The 25,677-nt window shown below is 40.7% G+C and carries 18 protein-coding genes; 11 read left to right on the top strand and 7 right to left on the bottom strand.

Annotation, left to right across the window (positions count from 1 at the left end; all coding sequences use genetic code 11):
• Nucleotides 1-81: 81 nt before the first annotated feature.
• Genes QFZ31_RS10855 through QFZ31_RS10835 form a run of 5 tightly spaced genes read left to right on the top strand, consistent with a single transcriptional unit; the run spans nucleotide 82 to nucleotide 4,992 of the window.
• Nucleotides 82-1,443, top strand: a complete 1,362-nt coding sequence (locus QFZ31_RS10855) for an acetyl-CoA carboxylase biotin carboxylase subunit (RefSeq protein WP_307302991.1) — start codon at nucleotides 82-84, stop codon at nucleotides 1,441-1,443.
• An 11-nt stretch (nucleotides 1,444-1,454) separates the two neighbouring features.
• The gene (locus QFZ31_RS10850; protein ID WP_283864750.1) at nucleotides 1,455-1,667 is read left to right on the top strand and encodes an acetyl-CoA carboxylase biotin carboxyl carrier protein subunit; all 213 of its coding nucleotides are present in this window, start codon (nucleotides 1,455-1,457) and stop codon (nucleotides 1,665-1,667) included.
• 30 nt (nucleotides 1,668-1,697) lie between these two features.
• On the top strand, nucleotides 1,698-2,624 hold the full coding sequence (locus QFZ31_RS10845; RefSeq protein WP_307302990.1) for a hydroxymethylglutaryl-CoA lyase: 927 nt from the start codon (nucleotides 1,698-1,700) through the stop codon (nucleotides 2,622-2,624).
• 14 nt (nucleotides 2,625-2,638) lie between these two features.
• Entirely contained in the window at nucleotides 2,639-3,421 is a 783-nt protein-coding gene (locus tag QFZ31_RS10840) for an enoyl-CoA hydratase (protein ID WP_307302989.1), read from the top strand.
• Nucleotides 3,422-3,459: 38 nt separating this feature from the next.
• On the top strand, nucleotides 3,460-4,992 hold the full coding sequence (locus QFZ31_RS10835) for an acyl-CoA carboxylase subunit beta (RefSeq protein WP_373459913.1): 1,533 nt from the start codon (nucleotides 3,460-3,462) through the stop codon (nucleotides 4,990-4,992).
• 110 nt (nucleotides 4,993-5,102) lie between these two features.
• Here the strand turns inward: QFZ31_RS10835 and QFZ31_RS10830 are convergent, their stop codons facing one another.
• The 4 genes from QFZ31_RS10830 to QFZ31_RS10815 all read right to left on the bottom strand — a co-directional run bounded on the left by QFZ31_RS10830 (nucleotide 5,103) and on the right by QFZ31_RS10815 (nucleotide 7,386).
• On the bottom strand, nucleotides 5,103-5,273 hold the full coding sequence (locus QFZ31_RS10830; RefSeq protein WP_307302987.1) for a hypothetical protein: 171 nt from the start codon (nucleotides 5,271-5,273) through the stop codon (nucleotides 5,103-5,105).
• A 96-nt stretch (nucleotides 5,274-5,369) separates the two neighbouring features.
• On the bottom strand, nucleotides 5,370-5,804 hold the full coding sequence (locus tag QFZ31_RS10825) for a glycine/sarcosine/betaine reductase selenoprotein B family protein (protein ID WP_307302986.1): 435 nt from the start codon (nucleotides 5,802-5,804) through the stop codon (nucleotides 5,370-5,372).
• A gap of 36 nt (nucleotides 5,805-5,840) precedes the next feature.
• A complete protein-coding gene (locus QFZ31_RS10820; protein WP_307302985.1) occupies nucleotides 5,841-6,341 on the bottom strand; it encodes a redoxin domain-containing protein in 501 nt (166 codons plus the stop codon).
• 142 nt (nucleotides 6,342-6,483) lie between these two features.
• Complete coding sequence (locus tag QFZ31_RS10815; RefSeq protein WP_307302984.1) at nucleotides 6,484-7,386, bottom strand: LysR family transcriptional regulator; 903 nt, start codon at nucleotides 7,384-7,386, stop codon at nucleotides 6,484-6,486.
• Between the two features lie 133 nt (nucleotides 7,387-7,519).
• Here QFZ31_RS10815 and gltB point away from each other — a divergent pair, with 133 nt between their 5' ends.
• The 3 genes from gltB (at nucleotide 7,520) to QFZ31_RS10800 (ending at nucleotide 15,155) form a co-directional block, all read left to right on the top strand.
• Entirely contained in the window at nucleotides 7,520-12,067 is a 4,548-nt protein-coding gene (gene gltB, locus QFZ31_RS10810; RefSeq protein ID WP_307302983.1) for a glutamate synthase large subunit, read from the top strand.
• Nucleotides 12,068-12,084: 17 nt separating this feature from the next.
• Nucleotides 12,085-13,551, top strand: a complete 1,467-nt coding sequence (gltD, locus tag QFZ31_RS10805) for a glutamate synthase small subunit (RefSeq protein WP_307302982.1) — start codon at nucleotides 12,085-12,087, stop codon at nucleotides 13,549-13,551.
• A 356-nt stretch (nucleotides 13,552-13,907) separates the two neighbouring features.
• A complete protein-coding gene (locus QFZ31_RS10800; RefSeq protein WP_307302981.1) occupies nucleotides 13,908-15,155 on the top strand; it encodes an endo-1,4-beta-xylanase in 1,248 nt (415 codons plus the stop codon).
• A 70-nt stretch (nucleotides 15,156-15,225) separates the two neighbouring features.
• On the opposite strand, the gene QFZ31_RS10795 is transcribed toward QFZ31_RS10800, so the two are convergent.
• Nucleotides 15,226-15,804 (bottom strand): M15 family metallopeptidase, encoded by a 579-nt coding sequence (locus tag QFZ31_RS10795; protein WP_307302980.1) that lies wholly within the window; start codon nucleotides 15,802-15,804, stop codon nucleotides 15,226-15,228.
• Nucleotides 15,805-16,133: 329 nt separating this feature from the next.
• Between QFZ31_RS10795 and QFZ31_RS10790 the strand changes: the two genes are divergently transcribed.
• Nucleotides 16,134-16,952 carry a C39 family peptidase gene (locus tag QFZ31_RS10790; protein ID WP_307302979.1) on the top strand — a complete coding sequence of 273 codons (819 nt, stop codon included), beginning with the start codon at nucleotides 16,134-16,136 and terminating at the stop codon, nucleotides 16,950-16,952.
• Nucleotides 16,953-17,103: 151 nt separating this feature from the next.
• Here QFZ31_RS10790 and QFZ31_RS10785 read toward each other — a convergent pair whose 3' ends face one another.
• Nucleotides 17,104-18,303 carry a nitrate/nitrite transporter gene (locus tag QFZ31_RS10785; RefSeq protein ID WP_307302978.1) on the bottom strand — a complete coding sequence of 400 codons (1,200 nt, stop codon included), beginning with the start codon at nucleotides 18,301-18,303 and terminating at the stop codon, nucleotides 17,104-17,106.
• 1,349 nt (nucleotides 18,304-19,652) lie between these two features.
• Between QFZ31_RS10785 and nirB the strand changes: the two genes are divergently transcribed.
• Both nirB and nasC read left to right on the top strand, forming a co-directional pair.
• A complete protein-coding gene (gene nirB / locus QFZ31_RS10780) occupies nucleotides 19,653-22,019 on the top strand; it encodes a nitrite reductase large subunit NirB (protein WP_307302977.1) in 2,367 nt (788 codons plus the stop codon).
• Between the two features lie 41 nt (nucleotides 22,020-22,060).
• A complete protein-coding gene (gene nasC, locus QFZ31_RS10775; protein WP_307302976.1) occupies nucleotides 22,061-24,211 on the top strand; it encodes an assimilatory nitrate reductase catalytic subunit NasC in 2,151 nt (716 codons plus the stop codon).
• Nucleotides 24,212-24,384: 173 nt separating this feature from the next.
• On the opposite strand, the gene QFZ31_RS10770 is transcribed toward nasC, so the two are convergent.
• Nucleotides 24,385-25,632, bottom strand: a complete 1,248-nt coding sequence (locus QFZ31_RS10770) for a helix-turn-helix domain-containing protein (RefSeq protein ID WP_307302975.1) — start codon at nucleotides 25,630-25,632, stop codon at nucleotides 24,385-24,387.
• Nucleotides 25,633-25,677 lie beyond the last annotated feature (45 nt).

Raw genomic sequence — 25,677 nt, 5'->3', positions numbered from 1 at the left:
AATCATTAAATTTTTACATATCTTTGTAATAAAGCTTACGAGTATTGATATTGATAGAAGCGCGAGAAAGGGTGGAGAGGCATGTTCAAAAAGGTGTTAATTGCTAATCGCGGCGAAATTGCTGTTCGTGTAATCCGTACATGCAAAGCCTTAGGTATAACAACGATTGGAGTATACTCAGAAGCTGACGCGGACGCGCCACATGTGAAATTAGCGGATGAGGCCTATTTAATCGGCGGGTCCCGGGTAGCAGAAAGCTATTTAAATATTAATAAGATACTAGAGGTCGCTCAAGCTTCAGGAGCGGAGGCAATCCACCCTGGATATGGCCTGCTTTCTGAAAATGCTGAATTTGCCCGCCGTTGTGAAGAAGCTGGTCTTATATTCATCGGACCCTCTCCAAAGGTTATTTCGAAAATGGGGAGTAAGATTGAATCACGCAAAGTGATGGAGGAAGCAGGTGTTCCTGTTGTACCAGGGATTACCTACCCGCTGTCAGATGCAGAGGAAGCGGTAGAAGTGGCAGATCGCATCGGTTACCCTGTGATGCTGAAAGCCTCCGCGGGAGGCGGGGGAATTGGAATGCAGGTGGTCCAGAATGGTGATGAAATTCGAAAAGCTTTTGCTGGAAACCAAAAGCGGGCTACTGATTTCTTTGGCGATGGGTCGATGTATATTGAAAAATTTGTTGCAAATCCAAGACATGTTGAGATTCAAATCTTAGCTGACGGTTTTGGAAATACCGTTTACCTATGGGAACGTGAGTGTTCCATTCAGCGTCGTCACCAAAAAGTTGTGGAGGAAGCCCCGTCATCCTTTATAACTGAAGAAACACGTGCCAAGATGGGTGAGGCTGCAGTCAAAGCGGCAAAATCTATTGGGTATAAAAATGCAGGCACGATCGAGTTTTTAGTGGATGAAGAACAAAACTTCTACTTTCTTGAAATGAATACTCGTTTGCAAGTGGAGCACCCGGTTACAGAAGAAATTACGGGATTAGACTTAGTCGAACAACAATTACAAATTGCTGCAGGCAAACCATTGAATTTTTCTCAGGGAGAGGTAAAGCGTGAGGGCCATGCCATTGAGGTTAGAATCTATGCAGAAGATCCTAAAACATTTTTCCCTTCACCTGGAAAAATAACCAAATTGGAGCTGCCGAACGGACCGGGAGTTCGGCATGAATTAGCCATTCACGGTCAGTCCGTTGTCACCCCTTTTTATGATCCAATGATTGCAAAGCTTGTTATAAAAGGCAGTACTCGTGAAGAAGCAATCAATCGCCTGCAAACTGCATTGGCAGATTATCATATTGAAGGAATTAAAACAAACATTCCTATGCTGCAAGAAGTTGTTGCGCATTCGGCATTCCATTCTGGTGATACGACAACAGACTTCGTCAGCAAGTACTTAAAAACGAATAAAACTAACAAGGTAAAATAGGAGGAAAAATCATGAGTGAAATCATTGCAAGTATGGCAGGAAGTGTATGGAAGGTATTAGTTCAAGTTGGAGATCAAGTTGAAGAAGGTCAGGACGTTGTCATTTTGGAATCGATGAAAATGGAAATTCCAATTGCCGCTGAATTCGATGGAACGGTAAAAGAAGTAAAAGTGGCTGAGGGCGAATTTGTAAATGAAGGTGACGTCATTGTAGTTGTCGAATAATCCTTGGCAAGGTGGAAAGGAGATGGATCGATGAAGTGGCCGAAAGGTGTAACCATTAAAGAGGTTGGTCCTCGTGATGGTTTACAAAATGAAAAGACCTTTATCTCAACGGAAGATAAAATCACGTGGATTAATCAATTGTCAGAAAGTGGACTAAAACATATTGAGATTACCTCTTTTGTTAATCCGAAATGGATTCCTGCACTTTCAGATGCCACTGCGGTAGCAACTGGCATTACCAAAGTGCCTGATGTCACCTATACAGCACTCGTTCCAAACCTTTATGGTTTGGAACGTGCCTTTCAAGCGAACATCGATGAAGTAGCTGTATTTATGTCAGCTAGTGAAACTCATAATCTAAAAAATATCAATAAAAGTATCGATCAGACTTTCCCGGTATTACGAGACTTGGTCAGAGAAACCATTTCAGCAGGGAAAATCAGCAGAGGTTATGTTTCGACCGTTTTTGGCTGCCCTTATGAAGGCCATGTTGATATTGACAGTGTCATACGAGTTTCCGATAGATTATTTGAAATGGGGATTGCAGAGCTGTCTCTCGGAGATACGATCGGTGTCGCAAATCCAAAGCAAGTTCAAGAAGTTTTGGAGGTTTTATTGAAAAGATTTCCTGCAGATAAATTAGCCATGCATTTTCACGATACAAGGGGATCAGCTTTGGCCAATATCCTAGTTTCATTAGAGATGGGGATTACCATTTTTGATTCCTCTCTTGGCGGCTTAGGTGGATGCCCATATGCGCCTGGAGCATCGGGGAACGTAGCGACAGATGATTTACTCTATATGCTTCACGGGATGGGCATTCACACTGGAGTCGATCAGAATAAGTTACTTCATGCGTCGCAATTTATTCAGGAAAAGATCGGCAGAACTTTACCTAGTAAAAGTTTTCAAGCAGCCAGCTCTGGAATGGGTGGAAAACTTGGAAAGACCGTTTGAGGGAAGGTGAAATCTTGAGTAAAACAATAATAGTTAACAAGCTGGATAACGGAATTGTGATGATTACGTTAAATAGGCCGGAAGCTGCAAATGCCTTATCAATAGAGATGTTAGAGGGTCTCCACGACGCACTTCTTACATGTAAATATGATCGATCAGTCCGCTGTATCGTGATTACCGGGGCAGGGGAGAAAGCTTTTTGTGCTGGGGCTGATTTAAAAGAAAGAGCTGGAATGGATGCGGTTCAGGTAAGGAAGACGGTTTCCTTGATCCGCGATAATATCAACTCTTTAGAATCATTACCCCAACCGGTTATAGCCGCTGTAAACGGTGTTGCTTTTGGCGGGGGTACTGAACTAGCGCTCGCTTGTGATATACGCATTGCCTCTGAAACTGCGAAGCTTGGTCTTACGGAAACATCATTAGGGATTATTCCTGGTGCAGGCGGAACGCAGCGGTTACCAAGATTAGTAGGAAAGGGACGTGCCAAAGAACTCATTTTCACTGCTAGAAGAATTGATGCCGCTGAAGCACTTGAGATTGGATTAGTAGAATATAAGGTCACTTCTGCCAGTTTACTAGATAAAGCATTAGAAATTGCCGGACAAATTGTTCGGAATGGCCCAATTGCCGTAGCACAAGCAAAGTTCGCAATCGATAAAGGCTATGATGTTGACCTAAACACGGGCCTTGCCATTGAGCAGAATGCCTATGAAGTGACAATCCCAACTAAAGATCGTTTAGAAGGATTACAGGCTTTTAAAGAGAAACGAACTCCAAATTATATTGGAGAATAAGAATATAGATGAATCGAGGAGGAAATATGACTGTGGAAATGAAACCTCTCCAACAAACGTTAAATGATCGAGTCGAACAAATTAAAAAGGGTGGACCTCCTAAATATCATGAAAAAAACCAAGAACAGGGAAAGTTGTTCGTCCGCGATCGTTTATCATTATTATTTGATTCTGGCCTTGAACTAGAGGATGGTCTATTTGCAAACTGTATGGCGGGAGATCTTCCTGCAGACGGAGTTGTGACAGGTATGGGCAAGATTAATGGCCAGCAGGTCTGTGTAATGGCCAACGATTCAACCATCAAAGCTGGTTCTTGGGGAGCTAGGACGGTTGAAAAAATCATTCGAATCCAAGAAACAGCTGAAAAGCTGCGAGTGCCATTATTATACTTGGTAGATTCAGCTGGAGCGCGGATAACGGATCAGGTGGAAATGTTCCCGGGGCGTCGTGGTGCAGGAAGAATTTTTTACAATCAAGTAAAGCTTTCAGGGAAAATTCCTCAGATTTGTATTCTGTTTGGACCATCTGCTGCTGGCGGAGCGTACATTCCAGCTTTTTGTGACATTGTTATTATGGTTGATAAAAATGCATCCATGTACTTGGGTTCACCAAGGATGGCTGAAATGGTTATTGGCGAAAATGTAACTTTGGAGGAAATGGGCGGCGCTCGCATGCATTGTTCAGTTTCAGGCTGCGGTGATGTTCTGGCAAAAAATGAAGAGGAAGCTATCTCTATGGCTAGAAATTATCTATCTTATTTTCCTGCCAATTTCTCAGAGAAACCGCCAGTTCGTGAGGCAGTGGCACCTAAAGAATTGAAGAAACCATTAGAAGAGTTAATTCCGGCTAATCAGAATTCCCCTTTTAATATGCTAGACTTAATCAATGGGATTATTGATGAAGGCTCCTTCTTTGAAATTAAGAAACTCTTTGCTGGCGAACTGATAACCGGACTTGCCCGAATGGACGGGAAATCTGTTGGAATCATTGCCAATCAGCCTCGAGTTAAAGGCGGGGTATTGTTCCACGATTCAGCCGATAAGGCCGCAAAATTTATTAATCTTTGCGATGCGTTCCATATACCTCTATTGTTTTTAGTTGATGTGCCTGGATTTATGATTGGTACAAAGGTAGAGCGGGCAGGAATCATTCGCCATGGGGCGAAAATGATTTCCGCGATGTCTGAAGCGAGTGTTCCAAAAATCTCTGTTATCGTACGGAAAGCATATGGCGCTGGTCTTTATGCGATGGCTGGTCCTGCATTTGAACCGGATGCCTGTCTTGCTTTACCTTCTGCATCCATTGCCGTTATGGGACCAGAAGCAGCTGTTAATGCCGTGTATGCGAATAAAATTGCTGCGCTGCCAGAAGAAGAGCGTGCCGCATTTATTGAACAAAAACGCGAGGAATATAAAGAGGATATTGATATTTATAATTTGGCTTCCGAAATGGTCATTGACGGTATCATACCGGCAAACTCATTACGTAAAGAGTTAGTCAATCGTTTTGAGGCTTATTCCTCTAAATACCTCATTTTTTCAGAACGAAAACATCCTGTTTATCCGGTTTAATGATGATGACCATCAAAAGAAAAATGATAGAAGTGGTCATCATAGTGGGTTTAGGATGACCAAAATCAGAAGAAACAGGGACGGCAGTAAAGCCGTCCCTTTCTTAATTCTTAGTAAGATGGAAAATGTACATCATGTATATTTCCAGGCTCTTGTCTTTCATTAAGTTCTGCCAGTGCTGCCATTAGTACTTTCATTTGTGTAGTTTTATCATGAGGCTTTCCTAGGGAGTGTCCGAATTCGAACCCAACTGGATGAATAGCTCGCGGTGGCCTCATCAAACTGGATTGCTCTACATCCAACGTGATTAATACTGTTGGAATTCCCTGGGATTCAATGCCGCGCTGCACTGTAACTACAGTGCGATGACAGAGCGGTCAGCCGGCTGTTAAAAGGACCGCGTCCGCTTTGGAACGAACCACTTCTTTTACTAGCGCAGGAATGGTTTCCTTGTTAATTATATTTAATCTCATGGAATATCCCATCATGGTCATATGTTTCTCGGCCACTCCGCCTAGGTCTCCATCGTCTACCATTTCCCGCAATCGGTCAATAGGAAAAACGCAGTTGATATCTTCTTTCGGGGCATCTGTATTATAATGCTCCTTTGGAGCAGCGTGAGTGACTGTTAAATCCTTTGCATCAACATCTCCCGGAATGATACGGAAAGTTACATCTCCTACAGAGGGATCCGTGTTAAAGGCTTCTTGATCCTTTAGATGAACACCAGAAGTAGAAACAATCATAATGGTCATTTCATGCAGTGGTTTGGTACTGGGTGTATAAGGGATAGCTTTTCTTGAGAGTTCCATACACAATCTCCTTATATTCTGCTAACAATATTCGATTTAAAGTTTCCGTAAAACATCAAACAACTCTTCGTTATCAGGCTGTTTATCTAGTGGATGAACATCAATCCATTGAACGATTCCATCTTTATCGATGATAAAGAGTGCGCGCTCTGATGCTCCATATGCCGGTTCGCTTTTGTTTTTACGAAGAACGCCATATTTCTCCGAAACTTCTCCATGTGGATAGAAATCGGAACAAAGCGGATAAGATATTCCACCAATTGATTTTGCCCATGCATCATGACTGTGAACACTGTCGACTGAAATACCCAGGACCTGGGTATCAAAATCTTCAAAACGAGGTAGATCATCCTCGTATGAAGGCATTTGCGCACCTCAAACTGGGGTCCAATCTAGAGGATAAAAACAAAGAAATACATTTTTGGATCCGCGGAATTCACTCAACGTCACTCTGCAGCCGCCATGGGCTTCCAACGTGAAATCCGGTGCCAGATCACCAACTTTTAAGGTGCTTGTTTCAGTAGCTCCTTGAGGCATGTATTTATCTCCTTTCTAAATTAAAAATTCACGAACACTGTTTATAATTCCCATGTACATTATGGATTAACCGGAGCTTAAGTAAATTGGTTGTTTTATTGCCAATTAAGCTTAGCAGAGAGTCATTTTTACTAAACATACACTATTTGTATTGGTCCAACCGGTTAAAAAATTGGATTAGAAACTGATAGAAATTCTTTTCGGAAGGTCCGATATCCCTATGTTTGGGGATAATAATCCCAACTGAACGCATGGCTTTTGGTGCTTCAATCGGTACTTTGACGGTGAACCTGGGAACAGAGTCATAAAAAGTACTCTCAGGTAAAAGGCTAACCCCAATTCCCGCAGATACCAGTCCTTTAAGTGCATCCATATCTTCCCCTTCGGACACAATGTTCGGTTCAAAGCCAGCCTCATGACAGGCATCTACAGCAATTTTTCGTAGGACATATCCATCAGGAAATAAGACGAATGGATCTGTCCGCAAGTCACTTAAATTCAAACTTCTTTTATCAGCCAAGGGGTGACGCTCAGGAATCAATGCCACGATGTTTTCCATAAATAAAATCTTTGCCTCGAGATCAGGTTCCTTCATAGGAACAGGGCCGAGAAAGGCCAAATCGATTTCACCTTTTTTAACCGCATCGATTAAGTAGGCATAGGAGCCATGCCGCAAACGGAAATTAACATTAGGCGCCACTTCCTTATAAGCCGAAATAAGATTTGGTAGCCAATAGATGGAGAGACTTGAAGGATATCCAATATGCAGCGTTCCTCCTAGTGGATTAAGATATTCTTCTACTTTTTCCTTTCCTTCATCTAATGTTTTTAAAGCACTAATCGCAAATTGCAGAAAAATTTTACCAATCGGTGTAATCTTAATGTTCCTGCCCACTCTTTCTAATAACTTAACCCCTAGCTCCTCTTCTAGTTTGGTAATTTGATAGCTAACGGCTGATTGTGCCACGTTAAGATGATCAGCTGCCTCTGTAACATGCTGCCGTTCCGCCACTTCGATTAAATAACGTAATTGACGAAGCTCCATTGTTATTCCTTCTTTCATTTATATAAGAATTAGATTGGTTTGATATAAATTATATATTGTTTGTATAAATAAGAAAACCTAGAATAGTGGATATAAATATTTCGACAATTACACTAACAGGGAGAGATTTGAAATGACGTATCATCAACTACCAAAAGCACAAGGTCTCTACCGTCCAGAATTTGAACATGATGCCTGCGGGATCGGCTTGTATGCTCACATAAAAGGAAACGCCACACATGATATTGTGGCAAAAGGACTTAAGATGCTTTGTCAATTGGATCATCGCGGCGGACAGGGAAGTGACCCGCTTACAGGCGATGGCGCCGGACTTATGGTTCAAATTCCAGACCAATTTTTCCGCCAAGAATGTCCAGAAATAAACTTACCTGAGAAAGGGAAATACGGTGTGGGGATGCTGTTTTTCTCTAAGGATGATCGTGAACGGGAAGAAATTGAAAGCTATATCAATAAAATGGTCGAACAAGAGGGTCAAACGGTTCTTGGCTGGAGAACAGTCCCAGTCAATCCAGAACCTATCGGGGTAACCGCACAGGATAGCTGTCCTGTCATTCGCCAGTTGTTTGTTGGTGATAACGAAAAAAGTACTGACTCATTAGCGTTTGAACGGAAATTATACGTGATTCGCAAACTTTCAGAAAAATGGGCAAAGGAATCAGAATATCGTTTTTACTTTGCTAGTCTTTCTAGCAGAACGATCGTTTACAAAGGACTGTTAACGCCTGAACAAGTAGATCAGTTCTATTTAGATTTGCAGAATGAGAATTTTGTCTCTGCGTTTGCTTTAGTGCATTCTCGCTTTAGTACTAATACATTTCCGAGCTGGGAAAGAGCACATCCTAACCGTTATTTAATTCATAATGGCGAAATTAATACACTTCAGGGAAATATTCACTGGATGAAGGCGCGTGAAAGTCAATTTGTGTCAGAGGCATTTGGAACGGATTTGGAAAAAATCCTGCCAATCCTTGATACAGATGGAAGTGATTCATCGATCTTAGACAATGCGCTTGAATTTTTAGTTCTTGCCGGCCGAAAGCCAGCACACGCAGCGATGATGCTTGTCCCAGAGCCATGGTCTGAAAATCCTCATATCACAGAGGAAAAACGAGCTTTTTATGAATTTCACAGTACGTTAATGGAGCCCTGGGATGGACCGTCTGCTATATCTTTTACTGACGGTAAACAAATTGGTGCTATTTTGGATCGCAATGGACTGCGTCCGGCTCGTTATTATGTTACAGAAGATGATTACATTATTTTTTCATCTGAGGTTGGAGTCATCGACGTTGAACCGGAAAAGGTATTATACAAAGAGCGTCTTCGCCCTGGAAAAATGCTTTTGATTGATTTAGAAGAAGGTCGAATTATTTCGGATGAGGAAATTAAATCACAGTTGGCGAGTCAACAGCCGTATCAGCAATGGTTAAATGATCAGCTTGTTCGCTTGGAAGAGAGAGTAGAGGTTGAGGGAGAAAGCCGGTCTGATTTACTAACCCTTCAAAAAGCCTTTGGATATACGTATGAAGATATTCAAAAGTACATCCTTCCAGCTGTGACTGAAGGCAAGGATCCTCTAGGGGCGATGGGGAATGATATGCCGCTTGCTGTTTTATCAGACCGACCTCAAACATTGTTTAACTACTTTAAGCAATTATTTGCCCAAGTAACCAATCCGCCGGTTGACTCCATTCGTGAAGCCATCGTCACTTCAACCATTTCCTACTTAGGAGCTGAAGGGAACTTACTTCACCCATCGGAAGAAAATAGCCGTCGGATTCAGTTAGAGACACCGATCCTGACCAACAGCCAGTTGGAAGATTTAAAGACGAATGATTTATTTAAAAGCAAAGTAATCGACATCCTGTTCGCAGATGATTTAGAGAATAGCCTTAAGGAATTATGCCGTCAAGCAGAAAAAGCAATTGCAGACGGAGCAAGTTTGATTATCCTGTCTGATCGAAATATCAATGAAAAAGAGGTTGCAATACCATCGTTATTGGCAGCGAGCACCCTTCATCAACACTTGATTCGTGAAGGATTAAGAACGAAGGCGAGCATCCTTATTGAAACAGGGGAAGTAAGAGAAGTTCACCATTTTGCGGTCCTACTCGGATATGGTGTTGATGCGATTAATCCTTACCTTGCGTTCGCTACCTATCAGGAGACTATTGCGGAAGGAACATTACCATTCACCTATCAAGAGGCGGTGAAAAAGTATATCTATGCCATGACTGAAGGTGTTGTGAAGGTCATGTCAAAAATGGGTATTTCTACGGTGCAAAGCTACCGTGGTGCACAAATTTTTGAAGCAGTTGGGATCAGCGCTGATGTTATCGACACCTACTTCACTGGAACAGTGTCCCAGCTTGGTGGGATTGGTTTAGACACAATTGCCCTGGAAGCAAAACTGCGTCACGCGGAAGCTTTTGTTGGCTCAACCGACAAGACCTTAGAATCAGGCAGTAATTTTCAATGGAGACATGATGGTGAACACCATGCTTTTAATCCTGGAACCATTCATACATTGCAATGGGCTTGTCGTAATGGGGATTATGAATTATTTAAAAAATACTCGACGCAGGCAAATGAGGAAAGGCTTGGTTTCTTACGCAACCTATTCTCCTTTAGTGGAACACGACAAGCTGTGCCGATTGAGGAAGTAGAGTCAGTAGATTCAATTGTCCGCCGCTTTAAGACTGGTGCAATGTCGTTTGGATCCATTAGTAAGGAAGCACATGAAACATTAGCCATTGCCATGAACCGTTTAGGTGGAAAAAGTAACTCAGGTGAAGGCGGAGAAGATTCAAGCCGATTCGGAATCGATGAAAATGGTGACAACAGAGGAAGTGCAATCAAGCAGGTTGCTTCCGGCCGTTTTGGTGTGAAGAGTCATTATCTAGTCAATGCCGAGGAGCTGCAAATTAAAATGGCACAAGGTGCAAAGCCTGGTGAAGGTGGCCAGTTGATGGGTACGAAGGTGTATCCATGGGTTGCCGACGTTCGCGGTGCAACACCGGGAGTTAGCTTAATTTCACCGCCGCCGCACCATGATATATACTCCATTGAGGATTTGGCGCAGCTGATTCATGATTTGAAAAATGCCAACCGTGATGCTCGTATCAGCGTTAAGCTTGTTTCAAAAGGCGGGGTCGGAACGATTGCTGCAGGAGTGGCGAAAGCAGTAGCCGATGTGATTGTCATCAGCGGCTATGATGGTGGAACGGGTGCATCGCCAAAAACGAGCATTCAGCACGCCGGATTGCCATGGGAACTTGGATTAGCAGAGGCACACCAAACGCTTATGTTGAATGGTTTGCGTGATCGAGTTGTGCTTGAAACAGACGGAAAATTAATGACAGGTAAAGATGTAGTGATGGCAGCTTTGCTTGGAGCGGAGGAATTTGGCTTTGCAACTGCACCGTTAGTTGTGCTTGGATGTGTGATGATGCGTGTTTGTCATTTAGATACCTGTCCGGTTGGAATTGCCACTCAAAACCCTGAGCTTCGCAGAAAGTTCACGGGTGAAGCAGATTATATCGTAAACTTTATGCGTTTCATTGCCCAGGAAGTGCGTGAACTTATGGCTGAGCTTGGTTTCAGAAGTGTTGAGGAAATGGTCGGCCGCGCAGATGTTTTAACAGTAAGTGACCGTGCAAAAGCGCATTGGAAGGCGCAACATTTGGATTTAACATCGTTACTTTATAAGCCTGAAGGACCTCGTACCTTTAAAAATCCACAAAATCATAGAATTAACGAATCACTCGATATTAAACACATTCTTCCGGCTGTTCAACCAGCTTTAGAGCAGGGGACACCTGTTGATCTAAGCTTCTTGATTTCAAACATCAATCGCGTGACGGGGACCATCGTCGGAAGTGAAATTTCCAAACGCTACGGAGAAGAAGGGCTACCGGAGGATACCATTACCTTACGATTTACCGGTTCTGCTGGACAAAGTTTTGGTGCCTTTGTACCCAAAGGAATGACTTTAGATCTTACAGGGGACGCGAACGATTATGTTGGTAAAGGTCTATCGGGCGGGAAAATTATCGTCAGAGCAGATGAGCATATGAAGATTGCTTCTGGAGAAAACGTCATCGCGGGAAATGTCGCATTTATCGGGGCAACAAGCGGTGAAGCTTATATTAACGGTCGTGCCGGTGAACGTTTTGCTGTTCGGAATAGCGGCGTCAACGTGGTTGTTGAAGGAGTTGGCGACCATGGCTGTGAGTATATGACTGGCGGGCGTGTTGTTATTTTAGGTGATGTCGGCAAAAATTTTGCAGCTGGAATGTCCGGCGGAATTGCCTATGTTTTAGCAGAAGACAAGGATGTATTTAAGCATTTATGTAATCAAGAATTGATTGAATTTGATTCGGTATCAACTGCTGCTGAGCAGGAAGAGCTAAAACAGTTAATCGAAACCCATTTCCGTTACACGCAAAGTGTAAAGGCTAGCTGTGTTCTAGAAAACTGGAAAAAGTGTGTTAGAAAATTTGTCAAAGTCATTCCGAAGGATTATAAACGAATGATTCATTTGATAGAAGAGCAAAAATTAGCAGGATTATCGGAAGAAGAAGCAGTAATGAGCGCCTTTTTAGCGAACTCCTCTGCAAAACCAAAATCAACTAAACAGCAGGAAGCTGCAAATCGCTAAGAAAGGGGAGAGGAACAATGGGGAAACCAACTGGATTTATGGAATATTCCCGCGAAAAAGTGGGAGAAAGAAATCCGTTAACACGCTTAAATGATTGGAAAGAGTATACAGTTCCTTTTTCTGATGAAAAGTTACGTACACAGGGGGCGCGGTGCATGGATTGCTCCATCCCCTTCTGCCATACCGGAATGGAGATTCAAGGAGCAACATCAGGGTGTCCGATTCACAACCTGATCCCGGAGTGGAATGATCTAGTCTATCGTGGCCGTTGGAAAGAAGCGCTTGATCGGCTGTTGAAGACAAATAATTTTCCTGAGTTTACAGGAAGGGTTTGTCCGGCACCATGTGAAGGTTCATGTACGTTAGCCATTTCCGACCCAGCGGTTACAATTAAAAATATTGAACAAGCCATCATCGATAAAGGCTTTGAAAACGGATGGATTACACCAAGAATCCCAAGGTTACGGACAGGTAAGAAAGTGGCGATTATCGGTTCCGGTCCTGCTGGTTTAGCAGCAGCTGATCAGCTTAATCAAGCCGGCCACTCTGTAACGGTTTATGAGCGTGCCGACCGTCCAGGTGGTTTGCTGATGTATGGGATTCCGAACATGAAGCTTGAAAAAGAAGTTGTAGAACGCAGGATTCGTTTATTGACACAGGAAGGTATTGACTTTGTTACGAATACAGAAGTGGGTAAAGATATCACAACTGCAGAACTCCAAACTCATTTCGATGCGGTCATCCTTTGTACAGGTGCTCAAAGGCAGAGGGATTTAGTGATTGAAGGTCGTGAAGCCAAGGGAATTCACTTTGCGATGGATTATTTAACGCTAACGACAAAAAGTCTATTAGACTCGAACTTTGAGGATGGTCAATTTATCAATGTAGAAGATAAAGATGTCATCGTGATTGGCGGCGGGGACACAGGTGCTGACTGTGTGGCAACTGCGCTTCGTCAAAAAGCCAAGAGTGTCGTGCAGTTCGGCAAGCACCCGCAATTGCCTGGTCAACGTACATCAGATAATTTATGGCCAGCTTATCCTAACATCTTTACAATGGATTATGCATATAAGGAAGCAGAAGCCAAATTTGGAGATGATCCACGTCAATACTCGATTCAAACAAAGAAAATCGTTTCCGATGAGAGTGGGAATCTTAAAGAACTTCACACCATCCAAATGGAGAAGCTAAAGGATGAAGAAGGTCGTTATTATTTTAAAGAAATCCCAGGCACTGAAATAGTCTGGCCAGCTCAGTTTGTATTTATTGCAATTGGCTTTGAAGGTACTGAACAGCCTCTGTTAAGCCAATTTGGTGTGAAAGCAGTCAACCAAAAGGTTGCTGCCAGATACGGTGAGTTCAAAACCAACGTTGAAGGAGTGTTCGCTGCTGGGGATGCCAGAAGAGGCCAAAGCCTCATCGTCTGGGCGATTAACGAAGGCAGGGAAGTTGCACAGGAAGTAGAAAAATACTTGATGGCATAGTCGAAATGGGTCTTTTCGTCTAATTTTGCAATGAAGATCGATTTTTAATTTGCGGTCAATAATGGTCGCATGCATTAACCGCTATACCATCAATGTTCTTTCGAATGGTCAATGATAAGGGAGAAAAGTTGGAGGCATCATTTTCATTAAATGATGCCTTTTTTGTGTTGTATCTTTTATTTACCTCTCATCTAACATCTATTTTATTGAAAGTTATCACCTTTAGTAATAAAAGTAAAACCTTTACTTTGTAGGGTGTTTAAACAAAGTTATTTTAGATAGAATGAATTCAGAAAAGGTAGAAAGTTCTTGAAAAAAGAACTATTATAAAAATCTATTAAAAAGGAGAATAAACCATGCTAAAAGTTTTACGTAAACCTATCCTTTCTGGATTAGCTCTAGCCTTATTATTACCTATAGGATCGACAGTTAGTGCCGAAACAAATATTTCAAATAAACCAGGTATTAGCGGGTTAACAGCACCACAATTGGACCAACGATATAAAGATTCGTTCACCATAGGTGCAGCGGTTGAGCCAAATCAATTATTAGATGCAAAAGACTCACAAATGTTAAAGCGCCATTTTAATAGCATTGTAGCAGAAAATGTCATGAAGCCTAGCAGTTTACAGCCAGTAGAAGGGCAGTTTAACTGGGAACCGGCAGATAAACTTGTTAATTTTGCGAAGGAAAATGGAATGGACATGCGCGGTCATACCCTTGTCTGGCATAGCCAAGTACCAGATTGGTTCTTCAAAGATGCAAATGGAAATTCAATGGTTGTTTGGCAAAATGGAAGGCAAGTGGTTGCAGATCCGTCAAATCTTGAGGCTAACAAAAGGCTTTTATTAAGCCGTTTAGAAACACATGTTAAAACAGTCGTTTCTCGTTATAAAGATGATATTAAATCTTGGGACGTTGTCAATGAAGTAATCGACGAATGGGGTGGACATCCTGAAGGTTTACGTCAATCTCCATGGTTCCTAATTACCGGAACGGACTATATTAAAGTCGCTTTTGAGACAGCCAGACAATATGCTGCTCCAGACGCTAAGCTTTATATCAATGATTACAATACAGAAGTAACACCAAAAAGAACGTACTTATACAACCTAGTAAAAAGTTTAAAAAAGCAAGGCGTTCCAATTGATGGTGTTGGGCATCAGTCTCACATTCAAATCGGCTGGCCGTCTGAAAAAGAAATTGAAGACACAATAAACATGTTTGCTGAACTGGGGTTAGACAACCAAATTACTGAGCTTGATGTAAGCATGTATGGCTGGCCAGTAATGGCGTATCCTACCTATGATTCTATTCCAGCACAGAAATTTATAGATCAAGCAGACCGATATGATCGTTTATTTAAATTATATGAGAAATTGGGCGATAAAATCAGCAATGTGACATTCTGGGGAATTGCCGATAACCATACATGGTTAAATGACCGTGCAGATGTTTACTATGATGCAGATGGAAACGTTGTAACATTGGCAAATGCACCATATGCTAAAATGGAAGCTAGATCAGGTAAAGATGCACCATTTGTATTTGATCCAGAATACAATGTAAAACCAGCCTATTGGGCGATTATCGACCACAAATAACACCAAAACACACGGGGACGGTTCTCCTTGCCAAAAAGGCAGGGAGAGCCGTCCCCGTAGTCCTTTGTCTTCACTTGCTTTCCGCCACGTTAGATGATTCGTCGGGTCTTTGCCCATTCTGCAAATCGGCAATTGTCAGTCCAAAATCCATTTGGAAATGTGGATAATCTTTAAAGTCTTTCCAATCTCCGCCCCACTCGAACCCTAGTGACTTAGCTATTTTCACCACCTCGGACCAATCGGACTTTCCATTTTGATTACGATCATATTGACGATCCCAAACAACATCTCCTGAAGGAGTTTCAAGCGCAAAATCAATCGCGAGCCCATAATTATGATAGGATTCTCCTCCTTTTGCATTTGTGACAATATTGCCCTCTTCTGTACGTCCTTGTTCATAAATGGTGTTTTGCTCCTCTATACTGCGGAAACCGTCAGTAATCAAAACGACTATTCCTATTTTTGCTGCTTGTTGTACTAATTGATCGCTGCGTTCCTTTACGATGGGATGGAGTTCGGTCGGTAAGGGAACATCTTTTTTCTGTTCAATGCCTGTTGCTTTAGACGGTTTGGTTTCGTTGTCTTTTAATATCAAAATAGTACTAATCCCGAGAGCAAGTAGGAAAAGTAACCATTTAATCCTTTTCATGGTGTATCTTCCTTTCGTGTTTAGAAGACTAGTAAACTCTTTCAAACCCGAGCTTTCGTCCTCTTTCTATTTATCTATCAATCCCTTTAATTGTTCAATATAAACCTTAAACAATTCTTAACTAGTATCTGTTCTATATTAAACAACCATGGTCTTCTAGTAAAGGTTATCTATTAATTTTACCATAGGCCCCTTGAGTAGAGTTTTTAAATTAACATTTTGTGTTTTTATGTTTAAGAAAAGTTTAAGGATGTTCCTCCATAATAAGACTAATTCAATCATTCATGCACATAAATGTTAGGAAAGATAGAGTTAGGGGGATTAAACCGTTGAAATTTAAAATACTAATCCTAATACTTGCCATGGGGATACTCATAGGAGTGGATTATGCGGAAGCACAAAAATCAGATTCTGCACCTACTACTGAAATTAGTAGTGAAATAGAAGTAACAAACCAAGAAGAACAGATTACGACTACTTCCGATTCGAATCCGGATGTATTAACTTCTGATAATACAAGTATGAGTGTTGACCATGCTCAAAATGTGAGTCAGGTTCAGAATGGGAAAATAGTTGATGTTCCCCATATCCAGCAAATGCCTGAGTTACCCCGCGGCTGCGAAGTTACTAGTCTAGCGATGCTCCTTCAGTATGCTGGTGTTTCTGTAGACAAAATGACGCTTGCAAACGAAATAACCACCATTCCTTTCCGTGATTCAAATGGATTGAGAGGTAATCCAAACGTTGGATTTGTGGGGGATATTTATTCGTTTGATAATCCTGGATATGGCGTGTATCATGCCCCAATCGCAGCTTTAGCAGAAACGTATTTACCGGGTAGAATAATAGAATTAACAGGGGGAAGTATTGATTCTGTTTATAATATGATAGACAATGGTTCTCCTGTTTGGGTCATTACAAATTCTAGATTTTCTCAACTGCCGGAAAGTGAATTTACTACATGGCAGACATCCTCTGGGGAAATTCAAATTTCCTATAGGGAGCACAGTGTATTAGTAGTAGGCTATGACGAAAATAATGTGTATATAAATGACCCATTAGCAGACCAACCCTATACTGCCGTTTCAAAAGATAGTTTTGAAGATTCATGGATTCAAATGGGAAAACAAGCCATTAGTTATCGATAATATAACTCTTCATAAAAAACATTTGTCAGCAACAGCGTGTTGCCATCGCTCGTTTGGTGCTCGGTGATCATAATTTGGTAATAACTAAAAAGGCATGAGTTGGTTTAATTTCCAACTCATGCCTTTTAGTTGTTTGAAATGAACTTCCTTATTAAATGGATGCACGTTGTGACTCCAGATTTTTCCTCCATGAAATTTGTGCCATCACTAAGACGATAAGAGCACATAAACCAACCCCGGCTAGAATATAGAATCCGGTAGCATAGGTTCCTGTCATTTGTTTAAGTGACCCCAGAATATTAGGAACAAAGAATCCTCCCACGCCACCAGCAGCTCCGACAATACCTGTAATGACACCAATTTCCTCTTGGAAGCGCTGAGGAACCAATTGGAATACCGCTCCATTACCCATTCCAAGACAAAGCATTCCAAGGAACAATCCTGCAATAGCAATTGGCAGGGCTGGAAGCTGGCTTATGAAGAACATGGTGATTCCAACTCCAATAAATAAGAAAGTTAACAACCGAACCCCGCCGATTTTATCTGCGATGTATCCGCCGACTGGTCGGAAAAAACTTCCTGCTGCGACACACAAGGTAACGAAATCGCCAGCACGTACCTTTGTTAACTCATATTGATCTACAAAAAAGATACTTAAAAAGCTTGATAGTCCGACAAAGCCGCCGAAGGTAACGCTATATAGCAGGCAGAAATATAAGGTATCTTTTTGTTTAAATACCTGAAAGTACTCTTTCATCGGTTTTGCTTTCGGCTGTGATGGGGCATCTTTGGCCATTACTATATATAAAACCATAACAATGAGAAAGGGAATAAGAGCAAGACCCATTACATTATGCCAGCCAATCGTTTCAGCCAGGCGTGGTCCAAATAAAGTGGCCAATAGCGTACCGCTGTTCCCCGCACCTGCAATACCCATAGCTAATCCTTGTAAATGCGGCGGGTACCACCGGCTCGCCATTGGAATGGCCGCTGCAAAACTTGCACCTGCAACTCCAAGAAGAATACCAATCAAGAAAAGTTCTGTAACAGTTTGACCGTATAACCATCCCCATAAGAGTGGAATGATTGTAACAGTCATCCCGCTGATGGCTGTTTTTTTAGGGCCAATTCGATCCGTTAAGAAACCAAGAATCAGTCGAAAAAAAGAACCGCTTAAGATGGGAACCGCCACAATGAGACCTCTCTCAGAAGGTGAAAGATTGAAATCGTTCGTGATATAAACCCCTAAAGCCCCCAACATCACCCAAATCATAAAACTGATATCAAAATATAGAAATGACGCTACTAATGATGGTGCATGACCCGCCTTTTTTAAATCTGCTATTTTCATTTTATCTACTCCTCTCTAGTAATCTTTGTTACCACCCGATATTTTTCGTTCCTTTTGAAAATAAGACTTTAGCTAGTAAAATCACGAATGAAATCAATCCAATATTATTTTTCAATTTTGTATACCTCCTAATTTTTATAGTCTTAAGAATAGTCTGATAATGTTGTTTTGTCTCAATTGTTGTGAAGAAACCTAACACATGTATTTTTTTCTTCCATGAAAAATTCGTATAATTACAAGGTTTATATTGCTAATAAAAATAGGCTTTTCGGAAATATTGCTGCTAACATCACTAAATATAGAAACAAAGGTATATAAGGAATGATTGCTAGGGTGAATTCGGACAATGTAACCAGTAAAAGATGGAGAAGGTGTCAGAATGCCGGACTTATTCGGACAGCAAAGAGTGCAAAAAAGGAAAAGGTGTCTGAATGCTTTTCACATTCCCTTATTGAGGACAAATCCATTGAACTCTTTATGAGATTTGTCCTTAATCCCCCTTATTGGGGACAAATCAATGGGAATCTTAATGAGATTTGACCTTAATCCCCCTTATTAAGGTCAAATCAATGGGACTCTTAATGAGATTTATCCTTAATCCCCCTTATTGAGGACAAATCAATGGGACTCTTAATGAGATTTGTCCTTAATCCCCCTTATTGGGGACAAATCAATGGGACTCTTAATGAGGATTGTCTTTAATCCTCATTATTGAGGACAAATCAATGGGACTCTTAATGAGATTTGTCCTTAATCCCCCTTATTGAGGACAAATCAATGGGACTCTTAATGAGATTTGTCCTTAATCCCCCTTATTGAGGACAAGTCTATGAGACTCTCAACGAGATTTGTCTTTAATCCCCCTTATTGAGGACAAATCCATTGGACTATAAACAAGATTTGTCTTTAATCCCCCTTATTGAGGACAAGTCTATGAGACTCTCAACGAGATTTGTCTTTAATCCCCCTTATTGAGGACAAATCCATTGGACTATAAACAAGATTTGTCTTTAATCCCCCTTATTGAGGACAAGTCGATTGTACTCTTAACGAGATTTGGCCTTAATTCCCCCTTATTGGGGACAATCCTGTCCGAATACCGGTCTTATTCCAACAGAGTAACTGGAACGAAGTCCAAATGCAGGTCTCGCAGGGGTGAAAACAGCAACAAACATTGCGAAAACATTTATTAAAGGATTTCTTAATACAATACAATCCCTTCTTGTTTTCGCTGAGAGAAAACTAGTATGTAAGGAAATGTAACGTGTTTCATTTTTTTACTTTGACTTTATGTGATAATTGATGGCATTAAGTTTAATGTCAGAAGAAATAACAGCTGGAGGTTTAAAATGGGTAAAAAAAAGCTGGTATTAGTTGGAAACGGGATGGCTGGAGTCCGCTGTATCGAGGAAATTTTAAAGCTGGATCCTACAGGTTTTGAGATTACTATTTTTGGAAGTGAACCCCACGTCAATTATAATCGAATTCTTTTATCCTCCATTTTACAGGGGAGCACTTCTTTTGGAGATATTACGCTGCATGATCGTGAATGGTATGAGCATCATCAAATAAATTTGTTTACGGGAGAAACAGTAATTGAAATTGATAAACATTTACAGGTTGTCGAGACGGATCAACACCGAATCGTTTCTTACGATTATCTGATTATCGCTACTGGCTCTGTCCCATTTTCACTTCCGATTCCAGGTACCGATAAACAGGGAGTGGTTACGTTCAGAACAATGGAAGATTGTCAGAAAATGATAGAGATTTCTAAAAAAAATAAAAAAGCAGTGGTGATTGGTGGAGGGGTATTGGGATTAGAGGCAGCAAAGGGCCTTCTTAATCTTGGGATGGATGTGAATGTTGTTCATATTGGCAGTTATTTAATGGAGAGGCAGTTAGATGAAACTGCTGCAAGAATGCTTCAAGAAGAACTGGAAAGTCAAGGAATGAAATTCCTATTCCAAAAAGAGACGAAGGAAATCGTTGGAGATATTGGTGCGAAAGGTGTCACATTTAAAGATGGGACTGAAGTTGAAGCAAATTTGGTTGTGATGGCTGCAGGTGTCAGACCGAATGTTGAACTCGCAAATAAGACTGGGATTGAAACAAACCGTGCCATTCTAGTAAATGATTATATGGAGACGAGCGAACCGAACATTTACGCTGTCGGAGAATGTGTTGAGCATCGAGGAATGGTTTATGGATTGGTACAGCCTCTTTATGAACAAGGTAAAGTATTAGCAAAACGGATTTGTGGTACAGAAGGTCAAGGCTACGAAGGAAGTGTTCTCTCCACCCAGCTGAAGATTTCAGGTATTGACCTGTTTTCAGTAGGAGCCATTCATGATAAGAATTCTTCAATCCAATCTATAAAGATTTATGATGAAGTTCAAAGAGTTTATAAAAAAGTAGTTTTTCAGGATCATAAGATTATTGGTGCTGTTTTGTTTGGTGATACAAAAGAACGAACCAAACTGCTCGATATGATTCTTAAACATCAGGATGTGTCCGATATATTTAAGGTTTCACTTTTTGCACAGGCGAAGGACGATGATTTTTCTTTTGCTTCCATTCCCGCCAGTAAGATTATTTGTAATTGTAATAGTGTGACGAAAGGTACTATTCAGGAGGCTATCCAACGAGAAGGGTTAACTACTGTTGAGGAAATCAAAAAATGTACGAAAGCTTCAAGCTCATGCGGAGGATGTAAACCACTCGTGTCCGACCTATTGTCATATATACAGAATAATGAGGTAGAGAAAATCTCAGAAGAAAAGTCGTGTCTATGTACTTGTACAACATTAAATGATGATGAAGTGGTTGAGGAGATAGAGAGGCAAGGATTAACAACCATACAGGAAGTTATGAAAGTCTTAGATTGGAAAAATAGTGAAGGCTGTTCTATTTGCCGTCCAGCGATTAACTATTATTTAGGAATGATTAATCCAGAGTATGAGAGTAAACAACAAGCCCTTTTTATTAACGAAAAAATGAATGCAGTTATTCAATCAAATGGGAATTATACACTTATCCCACAAATGTATGGTGGAATCACAAATCCAGAGCAATTAAAAAAAATAGCTCAAGTAGCTGAAAAATATCAAATAGATAATGTCGCAATCACAAGTGACCAAAGAATTCATTTACTTGGTGTTAAAAAAGAAGATTTGTCTTATGTATGGGCAGAATTGAACATGCCCTTGAGTTCGCCGCAGGCTAATGGTGTCCAAAACATTAAAACATGTATTGGAGAACATATTTGTTCATGTGATAAAAAATCATCTATTGAGCTTGCGATAAGCCTCGAAAAGCAATTAGAATTCCTCACTACCCCTTATCGGATCAAAATGGGTATATCCTCTTGCTTGCATAATGGTGCAGGGTCGACCACAAAAGATGTTGGCATCATTGGGGTTGACCGGGGCTGGGAAATTTATATCGGCGGAAGCAGCGGGCGGAATGTTCGCTCAGGTGAGTTATTATGTGTTGCGGCAACGACTGAGGAAGCGATGGAGTTAATCAGAGGATTTGTTCAATATTATCGTGAGACTGCTAATTACCTGGAGCGAACATGGCAATGGGTAGAAAGAGTCGGATTAGTTCATGTAAGGGAAGTTTTATTTGATGTTGAACTACGCCAGCAGCTGCTCGAGCATTTGGCAGAGGAGATTGCTTTACGAAAGAATTTAGTAGCGAAAAGTGGCTTTTAAAAAGTTCATTATAATAATACGAAAAAAAGGGGGAGTGACTGTTGACGGAATTGTTATTGAAGTATTTCCGTACAAAGCAGCAGGAAGTTAAGTCAGAAAATAGATATGATACACAATGTCCATTTTGCAGTATGCAATGTAAAATGCAGCTGCTAGAACAATCGATTGTTACTAGGAAAAAATATGTAACGATTGGAAAAAATAATCCTACTTCTGAGGGCCGATTGTGTATGAAGGGGATGAATGCACATCAACATAGCTTTCATAACGAACGGTTGAAATATCCAATGCTTAAAAGAAATGGAGAGTTTGTCCGTGTTAGCTGGGAAGAGGCATTGGAACATATCAAAGTTAACTTTACAAGAATTCAAGCGGAAGATGGGGTGAATGCCTTAGCTGTTTATGGGAGTGCGTCTATTACAAATGAGGAAGCTTATTTACTTGGGAAATTTGCTCGAGTGGCCTTGAAAACGAGATATATCGATTATAATGGTCGATTATGCATGTCAGCAGCGGCTTCTGCAGCCTCTCAAACGTTTGGGATCGACAGAGGATTTACCAATAGCCTGCAGGAAATTCCATTAACTCGATGTATTATTCTTGCGGGGACGAATATCGCCGAATGTCAGCCTACCATCATGCCTTATTTTGAGAAAGCAAAGGAAAACGGTGCTTATATTATTGCCATTGACCCACGCGAAACAGCGACAACCAAAATTGCTGACTTGCATTTAAAAATCAAACCTGGAACAGATACGGCTTTAGCAAACGGGCTGTTAAAGGTGATCATCGAGGAAAACTATGTTGATCATACTTTTATAAATGAACGGGTTAAGAATTTTGAAGAAGTCAAACAACATCTATCATCTACGAATTTGCTAGAAATTGAGGAAATAACAGGTGTTCCAAAAGAGGAAATTCAAAAAGCAGCTCGCAAGTTTGGAAAAGAAGAAACCGGAATGATATTCACTGCAAGAGGGGTGGAACAGCATACTGACGGATCTATAGCCGTTCGTAATTTCCTGAATATTCTTGTTTCGACGGGTAAAATTGGCAAGCAGAATTGTGGTTTTGGAGCCATTACAGGACAGGGAAATGGTCAGGGTGCAAGGGAACACGGACAAAAAGCAGACCAACTGCCAGGATATCGATCGATTGAAAATGAGGAACACCGCGCTTATATTGCAAGCGTTTGGGGCGTGGAAAAGGATGAAATACCTAGGAAAGGTGTTTCCGCATTTGAAATGATGGAAAAAATCGATAACGGTGAGATAACGAGTATGTTTTTAATGTGCTCGAATCCAGTGGTGTCCAATCCGAACGCAAAATTTGTTAAAAAGGCATTACAAAAGTTGAAATTTTTAGTAGCTGTAGATCTGTTTGTGTCGGAGACTGCGAAATTAGCAGATGTCATTTTACCAGCCTCCTCTTATTTAGAGGATGAAGGAACGATGACCAACGTGGAAGGAAGGGTGACTTTAAGGGAAGCAAGCTATCCTTGTCCGGGAGAAGTAAAACATGATTGGCAAATTATTTGCGAGGTAGCTCGCGTGCTTGGAAAAGGAGAATACTTTAACTTTTCATCCGCGGAAGAAATCTTTAATGAATTACGTGTGGCTAGCCGTGGAGGAAAAGCGGATTATTATGGTATCACCTATGATCGTCTCCGGAAGGAAGAAGGAATCCTTTGGCCATGCCCTGACCTTGAGCATAAAGGGACAACTCGTTTGTTTGAAACTTCGTTTTCCCACCTTGATGGCAGAGCAGAGATGGTGGCAGTTCCAAATCGTCCAGACCCAGCTAAGGAACAGCCGAGTGAGGAGTATCCCCTCTATTTAACGACGGGAAGAGTGATGGCGCACTATTTAACAGGTGTACAAACGAGAAAAAGTCCGGCATTGGCAGCTAGAAATGTAGAATCCTTTGTAGAAATTCACCCTGTTACTGCTAAAAAATACGGGATAGAAGATCGTTCCTTAGTAAGGATTGAGTCCAAAAGAGGCAGTATTGTTGTAAGGAGTATATGGTCGGAAACCATTCGTCAGGATACAGTCTTTGTTCCTTTTCATTGGGCAGACACACAAAATGTGAATCTATTAGTTTCACAAGATCTCGATCCTATATGCAAAATGCCAGGATTTAAATTAAGTGCAGTAAAAGTAAGGTCTGTACTGGATTTAAATGCTCATTAATTAGAAAATGCAAAAGCTTCTGAGGAAAATGGCAACATCAAATCTAGAGATAATCAACTGAATGCATTCCTAAATAAAGGCATTGCCAAAAAAGCTGTAAGTAGAGTAAATAAATTGGATGGATAGTGGGGTAGAGATACTAGGATCTCGCCCCATTTTTTTGTTTTTATTATTTACTTACTTGATAATGATTGATGCTTATATTGTTTTGGAGTGATTCCTGTAAACTTTTTAAATGTCTTAGTAAAATGGCTCTGATCATTATAATTTAATAGGGAAGATATTTTCAAAATTGAATAATCAGAAAATGTTAATAAAGATTTAGCTTCATCTATTTTTGATCGCTGGATATACTCTGGTAGTGATACTCCAACCTCTTTTTTAAATAAGGAAGATAAATAATTTGGATGCATATTATTCAATTCGGCAAGATTTACTATTGTTGTGGGTTCATAAAGGTGGTTAAAAATATAATTTATGCAATGATTAATTGGCTTTGAGTATTTCGATTGTCGATTTTTTCTAACTCGGTCAGCAAAATCACTTAATGCCTCTACCATATAATGTTCAACACTAGCACTATCATTAAGTTCCTCAATATTTTGTATATATAAATCACTAAGGGTATAGGCTGTTTCTTCCTGTAATCCACCTTCCATGGCGGCTCGAGTACCTAGAGTGATAACGGTGATGGCCAGGTTTTTTTTGTTTCGAAGCTGACTTTTTTTTGCCAAAATTCCGACCTGATTATCCTGATTTTCCAATTTGAAATGATTTATAAATTCTTCCTTTCGTCCCTCCTTAATAAACTGAAGTATTCTTTTTTCATAAGTTAGGTCGTGATGAAAAGACATATCTTGACGTCTATTTGAGATACTTATCGACGGATCCTCAGTGGTCAGTGTAATGTTTTCATTTGATTTATTGTTTTGGATAATACCTGCAATATCTAACTTTTCTTGATAAATCATATAATACAAATGCATACTCAGTTGGATAAATTTAAGATTGGGTATGACAGGAAGCGACTGGAAATAGTCTCGTAACCTCATCTCTACTTCTTTTCCAAGCCTCATTTTCCCTAATGCCTCTGATAAGATGGGAGTTAACATTTCTTCGGTAAACACCGAATTTATGGTTGGACCAACGATAACTCTCCCTCTATATTCCTTTTGAACATATATTTCGATCCCACAGAAACGTTCCATATATTCAGTGGTTTGAAAGACTGGAAAATCATAAGGTTTATTCTGGTCGTAAAGCTTTTTGAGCATCAACTCTTTAGATGAATATAAAGGATTATGTTTAAAAGATACATCGAATTCAAATACCAATTGTTTCTGTTCATTTATAAAAAAAACCGGAATATTAAACGAATCATACATCAGCTGGCAAATATAGCCCAACTCTTTATAGTTCATATTGATTTGCTCCCTATATTTCTAAGAATGAAAAAAGGTAATCGG

The organism is Neobacillus niacini, assembly GCF_030817595.1.
Taxonomy (GTDB): domain Bacteria; phylum Bacillota; class Bacilli; order Bacillales; family Cytobacillaceae; genus Neobacillus; species Neobacillus niacini_G.
The sequence above is the reverse complement of the archived record's forward strand: the minus strand, read 5'-3'. Positions and strand labels throughout refer to the sequence as shown.

What these genes read in the sequence shown, in the direction of transcription:
- QFZ31_RS10850 (WP_283864750.1), top strand. Translation starts at nt 1,455, where the DNA reads ATGAGTGAAATCATTGCAAGTATGGCAGGAAGTGTATGGAAGGTATTA.
- QFZ31_RS10770 (WP_307302975.1), bottom strand. Translation starts at nt 25,632, where the DNA reads ATGAACTATAAAGAGTTGGGCTATATTTGCCAGCTGATGTATGATTCG.
- QFZ31_RS10815 (WP_307302984.1), bottom strand. Translation starts at nt 7,386, where the DNA reads ATGGAGCTTCGTCAATTACGTTATTTAATCGAAGTGGCGGAACGGCAG.
- QFZ31_RS10795 (WP_307302980.1), bottom strand. Translation starts at nt 15,804, where the DNA reads ATGAAAAGGATTAAATGGTTACTTTTCCTACTTGCTCTCGGGATTAGT.
- QFZ31_RS10835 (WP_373459913.1), top strand. Translation starts at nt 3,460, where the DNA reads ATGAAACCTCTCCAACAAACGTTAAATGATCGAGTCGAACAAATTAAA.
- nirB (WP_307302977.1), top strand. Translation starts at nt 19,653, where the DNA reads ATGGGTAAAAAAAAGCTGGTATTAGTTGGAAACGGGATGGCTGGAGTC.
- gltB (WP_307302983.1), top strand. Translation starts at nt 7,520, where the DNA reads ATGACGTATCATCAACTACCAAAAGCACAAGGTCTCTACCGTCCAGAA.
- QFZ31_RS10845 (WP_307302990.1), top strand. Translation starts at nt 1,698, where the DNA reads ATGAAGTGGCCGAAAGGTGTAACCATTAAAGAGGTTGGTCCTCGTGAT.
- QFZ31_RS10855 (WP_307302991.1), top strand. Translation starts at nt 82, where the DNA reads ATGTTCAAAAAGGTGTTAATTGCTAATCGCGGCGAAATTGCTGTTCGT.
- gltD (WP_307302982.1), top strand. Translation starts at nt 12,085, where the DNA reads ATGGGGAAACCAACTGGATTTATGGAATATTCCCGCGAAAAAGTGGGA.
- QFZ31_RS10785 (WP_307302978.1), bottom strand. Translation starts at nt 18,303, where the DNA reads ATGAAAATAGCAGATTTAAAAAAGGCGGGTCATGCACCATCATTAGTA.
- QFZ31_RS10825 (WP_307302986.1), bottom strand. Translation starts at nt 5,804, where the DNA reads ATGGAACTCTCAAGAAAAGCTATCCCTTATACACCCAGTACCAAACCA.
- QFZ31_RS10800 (WP_307302981.1), top strand. Translation starts at nt 13,908, where the DNA reads ATGCTAAAAGTTTTACGTAAACCTATCCTTTCTGGATTAGCTCTAGCC.